Source organism: Rhodoferax sp. P1_F3, assembly GCF_056405715.1.
On the sequence record NZ_JBFUBO010000005.1, the window covers coordinates 36,797 to 52,026 of the forward strand.

A 15,230-nucleotide genomic window follows, 5' to 3' on the forward strand; every position below is an offset into this window, starting at 1 on the left:
CATGTGCTGAAAATCCGTTGAATTTGGCGATTACGTTCTTGCGGCCCCAAGCGCCGGGAGCAAAATAGCGATCCCCAACGGAATGGAACCCGGCGGCGCCTGCCGGCCGGGTCAATTTGTGTCAGCATCAAAATCGTCTCTTACGGCGCTCACTCTGGGCGCCATCGGCGTGGTCTACGGCGACATCGGCACCAGCGTGCTGTATGCCTTCAAAGAAGTCTTCATCAGTGGACACGTTCCGATCACCCATGACAACGTACTGGGTGTCTTATCCCTGTTTATTTGGGCACTCACCGTCATCGTTTCCGTGAAGTATGTGGGTCTGATCATGCGTGCGGACAATCACGGGGAGGGCGGTCTGATGGCATTGCTGGCCTTGGCATCCTTGTCCACCAAGTCGCGGCCTAAAGTGCGTGGTTTTTTGATGGTTCTGGGCGTCTTCGGCGTTGCATTGTTTTTTGGCGATGGTGTCATCACGCCAGCCATCTCGGTGTTGTCTGCTGTTGAGGGGTTGGAGGCCATTACCCCTAATGCAAAACCCTATGTGGTGCCGATTTCACTCGGTGTGCTGGTAGGTTTGTTTTTGGTGCAACGGCGCGGTACGGGCGACATTGGGCGCTTTTTTGGCCCTGTGACGGTGGTGTGGTTCTTGGCGATTGGCGTATTTGGTGCGGTTCAAATTGCCCAGAACCCCAGTGTCTTGATGGCCATCTCGCCTCTTTACGCCATCCGTTTTTCTGTTGAGCACTACGCCTTGGCTTTCATCACGTTAGGCGCTGTCTTTCTTTGCCTGACAGGGGCGGAAGCTCTGTACGCAGATATGGGGCATTTTGGAAAAACGCCCATCCGGATCGCCTGGTTCGGTCTGGTGATGCCATCGCTGATACTGAACTATTTGGGCCAAGGGGCATTGGTGCTGGGTGACCCGCAAGCTGCTTCCAATCCCTTCTTCAACATGATGCCGGACTGGGCGCTTATCCCCATGGTGGGGTTAGCCACTGCGGCCACAGTGATTGCCTCCCAAGCGTTGATCACGGGGGCTTTTTCGGCCACCAAACAAACCATCCAACTGGGCTTTCTGCCACGCTTGACCATCTTGCACACCTCGATCAAGGACACGGGGCAGATCTATATCCCCGCCGTCAATTGGGCATTGCTGGCTGGCGTGATTGCGGCGGTGGTCTTTTTTGGTTCGTCGACCGCGTTGGCCGCAGCCTATGGGATCTCGGTCAGCATGGTCATGGTCATCACCACGGTGATGACATTCTTTGTGATTCGCTATGGCTGGGGCTATCCACTCCCTCTTTGCATCGCTGCGACCGGAGTCTTTTTCGTGATTGATGCAGCCTTTTTTGCATCCAATTCACTGAAGATTGCGCAAGGCGGTTGGTTTCCGCTAGCCATGGCCGCCGGGCTGTATGTGGTGATGTCCACGTGGAAGGACGGCAGGCGGTTGATGAACTCCAAGTTGCGTTCAGATGCCTTGGATCTACCTAGTTTTCTGGAAGCCGTGTTTGTCAGTCCTCCTGTGCGGGTGGACGGAACGGCTGTATTTTTGACGGCCGAAGCTGGAACGGTGCCTAACGCGCTGCTGCACAACCTCAAACACAACAAGGTACTACACAGCAGCAACTTGTTCGTCACGGTCAAGAACCACGAGGTACCTTGGATCGGGTTGGACAAGCGTGTGCAAATGGACTCGCTGGGCCATGACTGTTGGCAGGTGGTGGTGCACTACGGCTTTAAGAATGACCCCGACCTGCCCAAGGCGCTGGCGCAGATCAAGGGCCGTGGCTGCGACATGAATGCCATGACCACCAGCTACTTTTTGTCACGTGACACCGTGGTACCCACGCTGGGTGAGGGGATGGCGCCGTGGCGCGAGAAGCTGTTTGCGCAAATGCACCACAATGCCAGCGCCGCGGCAGACTTTCTGAACCTGCCGAACAACTCCGTGGTGGAGTTGGGCTCCAAAATCGAAATCTAAAACGGTTGGAGACAGATCTGTGGCTCTGTCCCCAACGGATGAAGCCTGATGCAATTTTTCAAAGACCTGAGTCTCTCTGCCTTCACGGCTGGCTTTGTCGCGGTGCTGGTGGGCTTTACCAGTTCGGTGGCTATCGTCTTCCAGGCGGCCCAGGCCTTTGGCGCCACGCCCGAAATCACCGCCTCGTGGATGTGGGCGCTGAGCATCGGCATGGGCCTGTGCACCCTGGTGCCCTCGCTGTGGCTCAAAAAACCCGTCATGGTGGCCTGGAGCACGCCTGGCGCGGCAGTGCTGGCCTCGGCTGGTTTGGCTGGCGGCTTTAGCATGGCCGACGCCGTAGGCGCCTTCATCCTGTGTGCGCTGCTGATCACGTTGGTGGGCGCCACCGGATGGTTTGAGCGCGTGATGAACCGCATTCCGCTGGCACTGGCCTCGGCCCTGTTGGCCGGCGTGCTGGCGCGCTTTGGCCTGTCGGGCTTTGGCGCTGCGCAAACCGCCTTGCCGCTGGTGGCCACCATGGTGCTGGCCTACTTGCTGGGCAAGCGATTTCTGCCGCGTTATGCGGTGCCACTCACCCTGCTGGTTGCTATTGTTTTCGTAGCTGCTAGCGCAGGTTTTACCAGGGCTGACATCGCTTTTGGCTTGACATGGCCGGTTTTCATCAGCCCTCGCTTCTCGCTGGCAGCCTTTGTCAGTTTGTCGCTGCCGCTGTTCGTGGTCACCATGGCCTCGCAGAATCTGCCCGGAGTGGCCGCCATCCAGGCCGCGGGCTATGCGGACCGCCGCGCGCAGGGGGGCGACGCGGGCATTCCCATCTCCAAGGTCATCACACTCACCGGGCTGGCCACGCTGGTGCTGGCGCCGTTTGGGGCTTTTGCCATCAACCTCAGCGCCATCACCGCCGCCATCTGCATGGGCCCTGAGGCCCACAGCAACCCCACGCGGCGCTACACCGCGGCCGTGTCCTGCGGCGCCATTTACATCGTCATCGGCCTGTTTGGCGCTGCCATCACCGGTGTGTTGACGGCCTTTCCCAAGGAGCTGGTGGCCGCCATTGCGGGGCTGGCGCTCTTGGGCACCATTGGCGGCGCACTGACGGCAGCGCTCAAGGACGATGCCAACCGCGAAGCTGCCCTCATCACCTTCCTGGTCACGCTCAGTGGCGTGGTCATTGCCGGCGTGGGTTCAGCGTTCTGGGGCGTGGTGGCCGGTGCGCTGGCGCTGCTGGTGCAACACTACGGCCGCAAACCCGCCGCCACCGCCTGAGCTGCTGCGCCTGTTTTGCAGCCTTTACCGAGAATTACCATGGACATACTGTTTGTTGCCGATCCGCTGGAATCCTTCAAGATCTACAAGGACACCACCTTTGCCATGATGCGCGAGGCCCAGCGCCGCGGCCACCGCATCATTGCCTGCGAGCCGCGCCACCTGGTGTGGCAGCGTGGCGGCGTGGTGCAGGCGGCCGTGCGCCGCATCACACTCACGGGCGACGCCACAGCCTGGTTCACCGAGACTGCGGACACCGTGGCCATCAAGGACTTTGACGCCGTGGTCATGCGCAAGGACCCGCCGTTTGACAGCGAATTCTTCTACGCCACCCACTTGCTGGAGCAGGCCGAGCGTGAGGGGGCGCAGGTCTTCAACAAACCGCGCTCGCTGCGCGACCACCCTGAGAAGCTGGCGATTCTGGAATTCCCCCAGTTCATCGGCCCTACGCTGGTCACGCGCGAAGCCGATGCGGTGCGCGCCTTCCATGCCGAGCACCGCGACATCATCCTGAAGCCGCTGGATGGCATGGGGGGCATGGGCATCTTCCGCGTGAAGGACGATGGCCTGAACCTGGGCAGCATCATCGAAACGCTGAACAAGGACGGTGCCCAGACGATCATGGTGCAGAAGTTTTTGCCCGCCATCAGCGAAGGCGACAAGCGCGTGCTGGTGATCGGCGGCAAGCCCGTGCCCTACTGCCTGGCACGCATTCCGCAGGGTGGCGAGGTGCGTGGCAACCTGGCGGCTGGTGGCAAGGGCGTGGCCCAGCCGATCAGTGCCTCCGACCGGGCCATTGCCGAAGCGCTGGGGCCTATTCTGGCGGCGCGTGGCCTGCTGCTCGTGGGGCTGGACGTGATTGGAGACAGCCTGACCGAGATCAACGTCACCAGCCCGACCTGCTTTCAGGAAATTGCCGCTCAGACCGGCTTTGACGTGGCCGCCATGTTCATCGACGCGCTCGAAGTGGCCCAGTCCGAGGCGAGCCGCACGCGGTAAAGCGCGCTGGTGGCGCAGACAAACAGGTCGCAGCCACTGACACCACCAAACACCAGGTTGGCTGCGGGTTCCGGCAACAACACCTTGCCCAGCAGCGCGCCGCTGGGCGCATAGCAGTGCACACCGTCACCCGCGCTGGTCCATACCCGGCCCAGCGCATCCACACGGAAGCCGTCAAACAGGCCCACATCGCAGTCGGCAAACACGGCGCTGCCCGACAACACGTAGCCTGTGCCCACCGTGAACACTCGAATGTGCTTGGGCCCCTCTGCCATGTGCGTGCGACCTGTGTCAGCCACATACAGCAGTGATTCATCCGCGTTGAAAGCCAAGCCGTTGGGCCGCACAAAGTCGGTCAACACGGCTTCGCAGCTACCCTTGGCCGGATCCGCACGGTAGACATGGCAGGCGCCAATTTCGCTGTCGGCCTTGTGGCCTTCGTAGTCGCTGTCGATGCCGTAGGCCGGGTCGGTGAACCAGATGGCACCGTCGCGCGCCACCACCACGTCGTTGGGGCTGTTCAGGCGTTTACCGCGCCAGTGGCTGGCCAGCACCGTGGTGCTGCCGTCGTGCTCCAGGCGCGTCACGCTGCGTGAACCGTGTTCACAGCTGATCAAACGGCCTTCCTGGTCCAGCGTATGGCCGTTGGTGTAGCGCGCCGGGCTGCGGTAGGTGCTCACGCTACCTGTGGATTCGTCCCAGCGCAGCATGCGGTTGTTGGGAATGTCGCTCCAGACCACGCAGCGCTGTTGCGCCAAGTAGGCGGGGCCCTCAGCCCATTTGCAGCCACTGGCCAACTGCTCTGGAGGGGCGCCGGCAAACAGGGTGGGGAAGTGCGGATGCCGTGCGTCGATGAAGTTCATGGTCCGCACTGTACCCAATGCAAGCCTTGGCAAAAACAGACGGCCGCAAGTCTTCGTGGTAGCCTTCGACATCATTTTTCAAGGAGCCCATCATGCGTATGTCTACCGTTTGTGCCGCACTGGCCGCCATCTCGTGTTTTGCCCTGAGCGCCCATGCGCAGGTGCTGGGCGCCATTACCGCAACGCCTACTGCTGCCAAAGTGGGGGAGCCCGTTACGGTGAGCGCCACCATTGATGTTGGAAGTGCCAACTACTGCGGCTTCGTGGTGGGTTTCGGTGACAGCACATTCAAGGACGGTGTGAGCGATGTGAGCAACGCCACACCATTGGTACTGACCCATACCTACGCGAAGGCCGGTGCCTACCACGTGACCCTGGGTGGCAAGAACGTGCAAAACCACCCCAACTGCGGTGGTCCGGAGAGGGCGGTCGACATTACTGTGACAGGCGCTGCCACCCCTGCCAAACCCATGCCTTTGAAGCCCGCGGACGTTTGCGCCAAGGGCTGGAAGCTCTCCGGCAAGCTCAATGCCAAGACCGGGTCCTTCACCTGCGCGGCCAAGGCTGGAACTGCCCTGCCTGCTGAAAAGCCGGTGTGCAAAGGCGATCTGAGCTACTTTGAGAATGCCAAGAAAGGCCAGTACGGCTGCAAGCCCTAAGGGCTGGCGGGCCAAGGGCCCGCTGACAATCTAAACCGCAGCAGGGGCTGCCAGGGCTGCGGCTTTGGCAGCCTCTTCTGCTTCCCGCTGGGCCGCAGCGGCGGCGGCGGCCGCAATCAGCGTGGCTTTGCATACCGTACGTGTGAGGGGCTGGCCGTCCACAAAGGCGTGCAGTTCGCCAGCCTCCATGGCCACCCAGGCCTCGTTGGTGGTCAGCGGCTCTGTCACCACGATGACCAGCCGGTCCTCCGGGCCGTTGAGCTCGGACAAATCCACCGTCACATCTTCGTCCTTGAGTTGCACGTGGCTGAAGGGGTGTTGGCGCACCACGTAGCAAAGTTTGGTGCTCGCATGGGCCCACAGGGCCTGGCCGTTGCTCAGCAGGAAGTTGAAGGTGCCATGGCGGGCAATTTTGGGTACCAGCTCGGCCAGGGTGTGGGTCAGCTCTTCGACCGAGGGCACCGAGGCGTGGGATTTGTTCAGCTCCTGCAGCAGCCAGCAAAACGCCAGTTCGCTGTCAGTGGTGCCTACGGGTTTGAAGCTGCCGTGCAGCGGCGGGTTGAATTCCTTGAGGTCACCGTTGTGTGCAAACACCCAGTAGCGGCCCCAGAGTTCGCGTGTGAAGGGGTGGCAGTTTTCCAGCGTGACCGCACCCACCGTGGCCTTGCGCACATGCGCCACCACGTTGTGGCTCTTGATGGGGTAGGACTTGAGCATCTTCGCGATCGGCGAGGTAGATGCACTTTCCTTGTCCACAAAATGCCGGGCCGCCTTGCCGGGCAGGTCGCCTTCGCTCTCGAAGAAGGCAATGCCCCAGCCGTCTGCATGGTGGTCGGTGCAGCCGCCGCGCTGCGAAAAGCCGGTGAAGCTCAGCGTCAGGCTGGCCGGCAAATGGCTGTTCATCCCAAGCAGTTGGCACATAGAAACAGTTTACTCCGGGGTTGTGGTTGGAGGCGAAAAGCGTTATGCGAAATCCGTCAGAGCTTATGCGCGCGGCTCGCTCCAGAACTTGCCGCCCGTGGCCCAGTTGTCGCGCTTGACGTCCACAAAGATGATGTCCACCGCCTCGGGCGAGCAGCCCAGGGTTTCGACGGTCACACGGGTTACTTCGTCCACGAGCTTTTTCTTTTGCTCTTGGGTGCGGCCTTCTAGCAGTTCAACATGGTAGGTGGGCATGACGGTCCTTGGGGTGGGGGAATGGAAGGGGCAGATTAGACTGCGGGGGTTTCCATTTTCCTCTGACTTCCCCTTGCAATTATTGTTCCCGCCCCACGCCGGTGCCCGTGCAGGCCATGTGCTGTGGGCTGTGTTTGCCCTGCACGCCCTGCTGGGTGCAGCCCTGGGCCTCTCGGTGGACGAGGCGCACTACCTGCTGTACGCCGCCCACCCAGCCCTCAGCTATTTTGACCACCCACCCCTGGTGGGCTGGTTGCAATGGCCGCTGGTGGCCGTGGGCGTACCGGTGGCCGTATTGCGGCTGATCCCGGGCCTGCTGTGGCTGGCCACGGTGTGGGGCGTGTACCGCCTGACCCTGCGCGTCTTTGCGCCCCAGCCGTTGGCTCCGCAGGCCGCACTGGCCGCCGTGTGGGTGCTAGCGTTGGCGCCGCTGCTGCATGTGCTGGGCATTGGCCTCTTGCCCGACACCTTGCTCATGGCGCTGACGGTAGCGTTGATGTGGCAAACCTGGACCCTGCTGCAGTCGTCCACGGCCGGTACCCCCGGCACCTGGCTGGTGCTGGGCGCGCTGCTGGGGCTGGCGGGCTTGTCCAAATACACCGCAGTGTTTACCGCGGTGGCGGTGGGCGGCTGCCTGCTGGCTGCGCATGGCCTGGCCGTGTTGCGCAAAACCTGGCTATGGGGGGCGCTCGTGCTGGCCGTGTTCATGGTGATGCCCGTGGCCGTGTGGAACGCGCAGAACGGCTGGATCTCTTTCACCTACCAAGCGGCGCATGGCAAAGGCAGCGTCTGGCAGGCGCAGCACGTGCTGCGTTTTTTGCTGACGCAGCTGCTGGCCTATGGGCCGCTGTTGCTGTTGGGTTGGGTTGGCTGGCGGCGTAGTTCGCGCCCGGTGGCGTGGCTGCTGCTGTTTTTCGCGCTGCCGTTTGCGCTCTTTACCTACCTCTCGGGCGGCGGCTCCAGCCTGCCGCACTGGACTGCACCTGCGTGGGTGGCGTTGGCGCCGTTTGCGGGTTGGGGGGTGGCCATGTGGTGGCAAGCGGGCCGCCGTTGGGCGGTGTGTGCGCTGGCCGCCACGCAGGCGCTGGCCTGTGTGGCGCTGCTGGGACTCATGCTCAGTGCGGGCTGGCCGCTGGTAGCGGGCAGCGCCGCGACCGTGGCGCCGCGGCCCAATCCGTTTGCCGACCTGCATGGCTGGCAGGCCGCGGGCGCGGGCGCGCAGGCCCTGGCCTCGCAACAACAACTGGACAGCGTGGCCGTGCAAAACTGGACGCTGGCCAGCCGCCTGGGTTGGTACGCCCGGCCCCTGGCGGTGCATGTACTGGACAGCGGCGATTCGCAATTCCGCTTGTGGGCCGGTGACCTGCCTGTGGGCGGCAACACGCTGCTGGTGGATTGGTCCTACATGGCCTACGAGGTGCCCATGGCGCCCCATGGTTTTGCCAGCTGCACGCTGCTGGACACGCTGCAAACCCGCCACTGGGGCATGCCGCTGGCCAGCTTCCGCTTTTACGACTGCCGCGGCTGGTCCGGTGCGCCGCAGCCGCGCCTTACACTCGCGCCCACGCCTTGAAACCACCAACCATGTTTGCCCCGCCCACTCTGCCCCACGCCCTTAGCAGCCCGATTGCCCGCTGGGTGTGGTGGCTGCCGCTGGTACTGTTCGTGGTGGGTGCGCCGCTGTGGCTGCAGGTGTGGGAGCCCGCCCTGTTCATCGCCATCAACCAGTGGTGTGCACCGGTGGCTGCGCCGGTGTGGACGGGCTTGTCGCTGCTGGGCAATGGCTGGGGCATTCTGGGCGTGACGGCACCGCTGCTGGTGCTGGCGCCGCGCCTGATGTGGGCCTGGCTGTGCGCAGCCCCCTTTGCCATTCTGTTTGCGCGCACGGGCAAGTTCTTCATTGAAAGCCCGCGCCCCGCCGCCGTGGTGGACAACAGCCAGATGCGCGTGGTGGGCGAGCTGCTGCACAACGTCTCCATGCCTTCGGGCCACACGCTGACCGCGTTTGCGGTGGCGGCGGGCATCTTCTTCGCACTCACGCCCACGCAGCGCCGCCGCCATGCCTGGCTGTGGTTGTTGGCGGCGGGCACCGGCCTGTCGCGCATTGCGGTGGGTGCGCACTGGCCGGGCGATGTGGCCGTGGGCGCCAGCCTGGGCCTGCTTTCGGGTTTGCTGGGCCACCAGCTGTGGATACGGCTGAGCCCGCGCCACTGGGAGCCCCAAGCCTGGAGCCTGCGCCTGGTGGCCGCACTGGTGGCGTTGGCGGTCTTCCACCTGCTGACCGAGGAACTGGACTTTGCGGAGAACCAGCCCGCCCAATGGGCGCTGGCGGCCGTGGCGGTGCTGAGCCTGGTGGCCTTTGCACGCCAGAGTTTCAAGGCGAAATAGGGCTCTAGCCCCCGTCGATATTGCGCGAGCAGCTCCTGTTTTGATAGTGACTTGAGCCAGATGCTCACAACCACTACCATTCCCTTTATGAAAATTCTCGTCACAGGCGGCACCGGTGCCGTCGGCAAATATGTGGTGGACGACCTGGTGCAGCACGGCTACCAGGTCGGTGTGCTGGATCTCGCTGCCCCAGCGCGCAACGACGTGGTGCACCACGCGGTGGATGTGCTGCAGCTAGATGCGGTGCTGCAGGCCATGGCGGGCTACGACGCCGTCATGCACGTGGCGGGGATTCCACACCCGCTGAACGATCCGGCCAAACGCGTGTTCGATGTGAACGTGAACGGCACCTTCAATGTGCTGGAGGCGGCGGCGCAGCATGGCATTGGCAAGGTGGTGTTTACCTCCAGCGAATCGACCATGGGTTTTGCGTTTGCCACGCACCGGCTGGCGCCGCTCTACATCCCCGTGGACGAAGCCCATGCCGCACGCCCACAGGACCCCTATGGCTTGAGCAAGGTGGTGAGCGAGCAGATCTGCAAGACCTACACCGAGCGCTATGGCATGCGCACCGTGTGCCTGCGCATGCCCTGGGTCTGGCTGCCCGACGATGCGCAGCGCCCCTTCTATCGCTCGCTGGTGGCCGAGTACGCCAACTGGTACAAAAACCTCTGGACCTTTGTGGACGCGCGCGATGTGGCCACGGCCCACCGCCTGGCGCTGGAAGTGGAGTTGGAGAACAAGCACGAGGCCTTCTTCATCACCGGTCCGCACAACTGGACCGGCCAAGACGGCCGCGCGTTGCTGGCCGAGTTTTGGCCCGAGGTGACTGAGTTCGCGCCAGGCTTTGCTGGCACGGACCCGCTGATCTCGCACGCCAAGGCGGCGCGCCTGCTGGGCTACGCGCCGCAGTACGGCGTCAAGGACGTGCTGGGCTGATTGGATTGGTCGCACTGGCCGCCGGCTTGGGGCCCGCGTGCAACTGGTGGCGGGCAAACGGCTTGCCCTGGCCGGAGACCAGCAGGGCCAGGCGCACCTCAATGTCGTGCGTGGGCAGGTAGGTGGCGGTGGACGTGTTCAGCGCCAGCAGCAACACCAGCGGTGCCAGCTTGCTAGCCCAGTGCGACAAGGCCAGTGGCGCGAGCTGGCGCACCGTGGGCCAGCTGACCGCAGCACCCAGAACCCACCCGGCTACCACCTCGCTCAGACTGTGCGCGTTGACGGCCAAGCGCGACACTCCCACCGCCAGCGCCAGCAGCCAGCCCAGTGCCGCACCACCGCCACGCGCCTGCAGCGCGGGCCAGGGAATGCCGCGCAGCAGCACTGGCAGAATGCTGGTGGCCAAGAGCGTGTGGCCGCTGACGCCCGTGAAGTCCAGCGCCGCAATGCCAATGCCCCAGCCAAAAAACAGGCACTTGCTCACCACGGTGATGCCCACCGCGATGACCAGCCGCAGCAGGTAGCGCTTGGCCGCATCGCGTGCGCCAGACTCCCACAGGCCGCCCACTACCAGCAGTAGGGCCGGCAACAGCAGGCTGGAGGCGCCCAGGTGGGTCAGGATCCACCAGGCGTGTGCGGGTGGCAAATGTGCGTCGGGCATGGGAAATGTTGCAGTGCAAAAAAGTGGCGCCAGTGTAGCCCTGGCCGAGCGGGCGCAGGGCCTTGGGGCTAGGCGCTCAGATAAGGGAGGTAGACCGCGAAGGTCGAGCCCCGGCCTACTTCGCTTTGCACTTGCACCCGACCACCGTGCTTGGTGACAATTTTCTGAACAATATCCAACCCGAGGCCGCTGCCCTCGCCTGCAGGTTTGGTGGTGAAGAAGGGGTTGAAAATCTTGTCCAAATGCTCGTTGGCGATGCCGCAGCCCGTATCGCTCACGACTACCCTGGCAGCACCGTCCTCCATCCCCACTTCAATTGTCAAGGTCCCTTCGTAGTGCATGGCCTGCAGTGCATTGTGCACAAGATTGATCCATACCTGGTTGAGCTCGTCGGGACAACACAACAAGGGTTCCATGGGGGCAAAAAGCCGTACCAGCTCCACTCCTGGTTTGAGCTGCGATTGGTACAAAGTGAGTACGGTCTCCAGTCCGTCTTGCAATTGCGCTGGGCGCTTCTCCGCGCGGTTGTCGATGCGGGAGAACGATTTGAGCGCAAATACGATTTTGGAGACATGGCCTACTGCCACATTGATGTTGCTTGCGCTGTTCAGGATGCTGGCCACGCTGTGGACGCAATCGAGGATGCATTCGCTTTGCGCATGGGTGAGCAAAGGGAGGTAGTCGGTCAAGTCTGCATCGCAGTGCAGTTGCGCCAAGATGTCTGCCTTGTACCGCGCCTCTGCAATGTTGGCTTGCTCCAGTCGTTTTGCCAGAGAGCGGGCGTGTTCGCGCTCCTCGCGGGTGCTTTGTACCACGGGGGGGTGAGCTGCGGCGGCAGTCACCAAACGCAGCACCAGCGCCTGCGTAGCCGTGTCCAGGGTTTGCAGTAGATGCGGCACATTGTTCAATGTGTGCGTGAGCGCATCGGCGATGTTTTTTCCACTGGCTTGAATGGCGCCTATTGGTGTATTGATTTCGTGCGCCACTCCGGCAACAAGCTGGCCTAATGCGGCCATTTTTTCCGATTGCACCAACTGGGACTGGGTCGCTCGCAAAGTCTCCAGTGCGTGGGCGGTTTTGGTATGTGCCGCCGCCGCCGCCGCATAGGCGAGGTTCAAGTCGCTGTTAAGGCGTGAGAGCTCGGTGTTGCTTTCGCTCAGCGCCACGGTGCGCTGAGTTACGCGGTCTTCCAGCAACTTTTCCGATGCTTTGAGGGTGCTGACCAGGCGTTGCTCTGCATCAATGGCCATTTGCTGCGCCTGCGCTTTCTCGCGAAGGCCCACGTTGTAGCGGTCGGCCAAGGCAAATGCCAGTAATAGCATTTCAAGGCATGAACCCAGTTGAATAGCATTGATGGTGAAGAAATGGGTGGGTAGCCACCCCATAGCCCGGAGTACGGTTACCACGCCTCCCAGGCACAGCATCGAAAAAGCGGCCACAAAAAACATGCCGCTGCGCTGTCGCTTGTAGACGGCGTACAGCCCCACAGCGAGAATAAAAACGGCGGTGCACAAGTAGTTCAAGGCCGCTAGCTGAATCGAACGCGACAAGTCCCATACAAATGCCGCAGGCAGCGACAACTGAACAAGGGTTAGCACACCAATGACTCGGTTCGTGCGGGGCGCGAGGCGACGTGTCACCAGCATGGTGCGCATAAACATCAGCAGCGCGGCCAAAGACAGGCAATAGCCCACGTTGGTAGAAATGGCCCACCACAGAGGCGACTCAATGTCCAGTAAAGCACGCAACAGCCCGTTTTGCGACGCTATCGTGAAAGCTGTGCAGAGTACAAAGTTCACATACAGCAGGAAACTTCGGTCGCGCAGTGCGATGAACAAAAGCAGATTGAACGCCGCTATGGCGAATACCATGCCAAAGTAGCCTGCCTGTGTAGCGTAGTCCGTGCGCTCATTGGCATGAAATGCCTCAGGAGTCCATAAACGAGAGGGGGCCTGCAAAGGGCCAATCGATTCCAGACGCAGGTAGATGGGTTGCACACTGCCGCTGGCTACCTGCAGAGGAAACACAAAGTACCGATGGGCATAGGGGCGTGTGGCAAGCGGGAGCAGGTTGCCCGTGCGCTGGACCTGATAGTTTTCGTCCGCATTGGGGCTCCACAAGTCCAGATATGCCAAGCCGCTGTTGGCGATCTCCAGCAATCGGGTGGCGGAGGGGCCCTTGTTTTGTAGTTCGACTTTTAGCCAGTAGGCAGAGCGTGTGTAGCCCAAGCTCAGATCCTCCTCGGAGGCTGGGCTAAAGCGCTTCGCAGCATCAGCCTGGCGCACGTCCTGCAGCGTCATGGTCCGCTGCGGGTCCTCCAGAACGGACCAGTGCAGTTTCACGCCATGGGTAGCCAAGGCATGTACATCGACGGGCTCTGATAACTCGGCGGGCGGCTGCGCAGCCCAGGCTGGCTGCAACAGACAAAATAGTAGCGCCGCCATCACGCGCAGCATCCTTTCCCATACGCACAAGAGGTGTTTCAAGTGAATGGAATACAAAACAGGCAAAGCAGAGCGCTTATTGCGTATCTCTCAAGGGCTGTGCAAGGTTGCCCCCGAATTCGGCCAGTAGGCTTTGCAAGTGCGCTTTGACTTGTTGCAACTCCAGTTTTTGGGCCTGCATGGCAAGCGTTTGGGCGTAGGCGTCCAAAGCGGACCGCGCTGTGAGCACCAAATCAGCGTTGTTGAAAGGCTTCTCCAGAAAACGGTACAAGGCAGCCTCATTGATTGCGCGTTTTACGCCCGCCATGTCGCTTTGACCGGTCAGCATGACCTTGACAGTGCGTGGTGTGAGTTTATGCAATTGCACCAGCAGTTCGTCTCCATTCATGCGCGGCATGATGTAGTCGGAAATGACAAGGGCTATTTCCTCTCCGTTGCTGCGCACTTCTTGCTGAAACTCAAGTGCCTCAATACCGCTGCAGACAATCTCGATCTGTACGCTCTTGCCCAACGCACGACTTAGCAAGTCGCGCAGGGCAGTGAGCACGGTACGGTCATCATCCACGCACAGAATAATTTCTGCCTTCATCGCGCCTCCCTCGTTTCACGTTTCCGCCATCGTTAGCACTTGGACGGAACGCGATTCTGTCTCCGAATTTCGGAGTTTGCAGCCCATGAAATACGCAGTTTCTTTGCTGCGCTTCGAACCATGGTTGCTACTATTACACAGGAAGTGAATTTACCCAAAATCGAGTGTATGCATCAGCGCGGGGAGGGGCGGGCTATACGCGCAGCGGGTCTTCCTGCATGGCTTCCAGCTGGTCTTCCAGCATCAGGATCTGGCCCTTCCAGTAGTCGCTGCTGCCAAACCACGGGAAGTTGGCGGGAAACGTCGGGTCGCTCCAGCGGCGGGCCAGCCAGGCGCTGTAGTGGATCAGGCGCAGCGTGCGCAGCGGCTCAATCAGCGCCAGCTCGGCACGGTCGAATTCGCGAAACTGCTCGTAGCCGTCCACCAGCATGCCCAACTGGCGTGTGCGCTGCTGGCGGTCGCCACTGAGCAGCATCCATAGGTCTTGCACGGCGGGGCCGGTGCGCGCGTCGTCCAGGTCCACAAAGTGTGGGCCGGGGCCGGCAGTGGCGGCCACGTCAGTGGGCGTCCAGAGGATGTTGCCCGGGTGGCAGTCGCCATGCAGGCGCAGCTGACGTATGCCGCTGCTATTAGACTTATTTTGGCCTGTAGCCCCCGCCATATCTGCGCGAGCAGCTATCAAATCAATAGCATTTTGGCAGCGTTGAGTCCAGGTGCTTTGCACGTCCAAGGGCACCATGTTGTTGGCCAGCAGCCATTCCATGGGCTCGATAGCAAAGGTTTGCACGTCCAGCGCCGGGCGGTGCACAAAGGGGCGCTTGGCACCCACGGCGTGGATGCGCGCTAGAAAGCGGCCAATCCACTCCAGCACCTCGCCATCGTCCAACTCGGGCGGGCGGCCGCCGCGGCGTGGGCTGACGCTGAAAGAGAAGCCGCCAAAGTGGTGCAAGGTCTGTCCGTTCAACACCATGGGTCCCACGGCGGGAATTTCGTCGGCCATCAGTTCGGCCGCAAAGTCGTGTTCTTCCTGGATCTGCGCATCCGTCCAGCGTTCTGGCCGGTAGAACTTGGCCACCACCGGCGCACCGTCCTCTAGCTGCACTTGGTAGACGCGGTTCTCATACGACGACAGGGCGGTGAGGCGGCCATCGCCGCGCAGGCCCACGCTTTCCAGTGCGTCCAGCACCAGGTCGGGGGTCAGGGGTTCAAAGGGGTGAGGGGCGCTGCCCGTGGTGCTGTGCATGCCCCGATTGTCGTCT

Annotated in this window: 14 protein-coding genes; 7 read left to right on the forward strand and 7 right to left on the reverse strand. The window is 61.9% G+C overall.

The window, feature by feature from the left end; all coding sequences use genetic code 11:
- The first annotated feature begins 118 nt into the window (after positions 1 to 118).
- The 3 genes from AC1DZ5_RS09515 to gshB are packed head-to-tail and all read left to right on the forward strand — an operon-like array spanning position 119 to position 4,252.
- Positions 119 to 1,987, forward strand: a complete 1,869-nt coding sequence (locus AC1DZ5_RS09515) for a potassium transporter Kup (RefSeq protein WP_477888419.1) — start codon at positions 119 to 121, stop codon at positions 1,985 to 1,987.
- A gap of 48 nt (positions 1,988 to 2,035) precedes the next feature.
- On the forward strand, positions 2,036 to 3,253 hold the full coding sequence (locus AC1DZ5_RS09520; RefSeq protein ID WP_477888421.1) for a benzoate/H(+) symporter BenE family transporter: 1,218 nt from the start codon (positions 2,036 to 2,038) through the stop codon (positions 3,251 to 3,253).
- Between the two features lie 39 nt (positions 3,254 to 3,292).
- Positions 3,293 to 4,252 (forward strand): glutathione synthase, encoded by a 960-nt coding sequence (gshB, locus tag AC1DZ5_RS09525; protein WP_477888423.1) that lies wholly within the window; start codon positions 3,293 to 3,295, stop codon positions 4,250 to 4,252.
- Here the strand turns inward: gshB and AC1DZ5_RS09530 are convergent.
- On the reverse strand, positions 4,174 to 5,115 hold the full coding sequence (locus AC1DZ5_RS09530; protein WP_477888425.1) for an SMP-30/gluconolactonase/LRE family protein: 942 nt from the start codon (positions 5,113 to 5,115) through the stop codon (positions 4,174 to 4,176). The two genes, gshB and AC1DZ5_RS09530, sit on opposite strands and share 79 nt — an antisense overlap.
- Before the next feature lie 92 nt (positions 5,116 to 5,207).
- Here AC1DZ5_RS09530 and AC1DZ5_RS09535 point away from each other — a divergent pair, with 92 nt between their 5' ends.
- Complete coding sequence (locus AC1DZ5_RS09535) at positions 5,208 to 5,774, forward strand: PKD domain-containing protein (protein WP_477888427.1); 567 nt, start codon at positions 5,208 to 5,210, stop codon at positions 5,772 to 5,774.
- Positions 5,775 to 5,804: 30 nt separating this feature from the next.
- Here the strand turns inward: AC1DZ5_RS09535 and AC1DZ5_RS09540 are convergent, their stop codons facing one another.
- Both AC1DZ5_RS09540 and AC1DZ5_RS09545 read right to left on the reverse strand, forming a co-directional pair.
- Positions 5,805 to 6,695: a class II glutamine amidotransferase gene (locus tag AC1DZ5_RS09540; protein ID WP_477888429.1), complete on the reverse strand. Its 891-nt coding sequence runs from the start codon at positions 6,693 to 6,695 to the stop codon at positions 5,805 to 5,807.
- A 63-nt stretch (positions 6,696 to 6,758) separates the two neighbouring features.
- A complete protein-coding gene (locus tag AC1DZ5_RS09545) occupies positions 6,759 to 6,950 on the reverse strand; it encodes a 4-oxalocrotonate tautomerase (RefSeq protein ID WP_477888431.1) in 192 nt (63 codons plus the stop codon).
- Positions 6,951 to 7,023: 73 nt separating this feature from the next.
- Between AC1DZ5_RS09545 and AC1DZ5_RS09550 the strand changes: the two genes are divergently transcribed.
- From AC1DZ5_RS09550 to AC1DZ5_RS09560, 3 genes are all read left to right on the forward strand, one after another.
- The gene (locus tag AC1DZ5_RS09550; RefSeq protein WP_477888433.1) at positions 7,024 to 8,523 is read left to right on the forward strand and encodes a glycosyltransferase family 39 protein; all 1,500 of its coding nucleotides are present in this window, start codon (positions 7,024 to 7,026) and stop codon (positions 8,521 to 8,523) included.
- Positions 8,520 to 9,338: a phosphatase PAP2 family protein gene (locus AC1DZ5_RS09555; protein WP_477888435.1), complete on the forward strand. Its 819-nt coding sequence runs from the start codon at positions 8,520 to 8,522 to the stop codon at positions 9,336 to 9,338. The genes AC1DZ5_RS09550 and AC1DZ5_RS09555 overlap by 4 nt, the downstream gene beginning before the upstream one ends.
- Before the next feature lie 87 nt (positions 9,339 to 9,425).
- Positions 9,426 to 10,277 carry an NAD-dependent epimerase/dehydratase family protein gene (locus AC1DZ5_RS09560; protein WP_477888437.1) on the forward strand — a complete coding sequence of 284 codons (852 nt, stop codon included), beginning with the start codon at positions 9,426 to 9,428 and terminating at the stop codon, positions 10,275 to 10,277.
- Here AC1DZ5_RS09560 and AC1DZ5_RS09565 read toward each other — a convergent pair.
- The 4 genes from AC1DZ5_RS09565 to AC1DZ5_RS09580 form a co-directional block, all read right to left on the reverse strand.
- Positions 10,258 to 10,938, reverse strand: coding sequence for a phosphatase PAP2 family protein (locus AC1DZ5_RS09565; RefSeq protein WP_477888439.1), 681 nt, complete (start codon positions 10,936 to 10,938; stop codon positions 10,258 to 10,260). The genes AC1DZ5_RS09560 and AC1DZ5_RS09565 overlap by 20 nt on opposite strands.
- Positions 10,939 to 11,006: 68 nt before the next feature.
- Positions 11,007 to 13,424 (reverse strand): sensor histidine kinase, encoded by a 2,418-nt coding sequence (locus tag AC1DZ5_RS09570; RefSeq protein ID WP_477888441.1) that lies wholly within the window; start codon positions 13,422 to 13,424, stop codon positions 11,007 to 11,009.
- Between the two features lie 34 nt (positions 13,425 to 13,458).
- Positions 13,459 to 13,971, reverse strand: a complete 513-nt coding sequence (locus AC1DZ5_RS09575; RefSeq protein WP_477888443.1) for a response regulator — start codon at positions 13,969 to 13,971, stop codon at positions 13,459 to 13,461.
- A gap of 193 nt (positions 13,972 to 14,164) precedes the next feature.
- Positions 14,165 to 15,214 carry a serine/threonine protein kinase gene (locus tag AC1DZ5_RS09580; protein ID WP_477888445.1) on the reverse strand — a complete coding sequence of 350 codons (1,050 nt, stop codon included), beginning with the start codon at positions 15,212 to 15,214 and terminating at the stop codon, positions 14,165 to 14,167.
- Positions 15,215 to 15,230 lie beyond the last annotated feature (16 nt).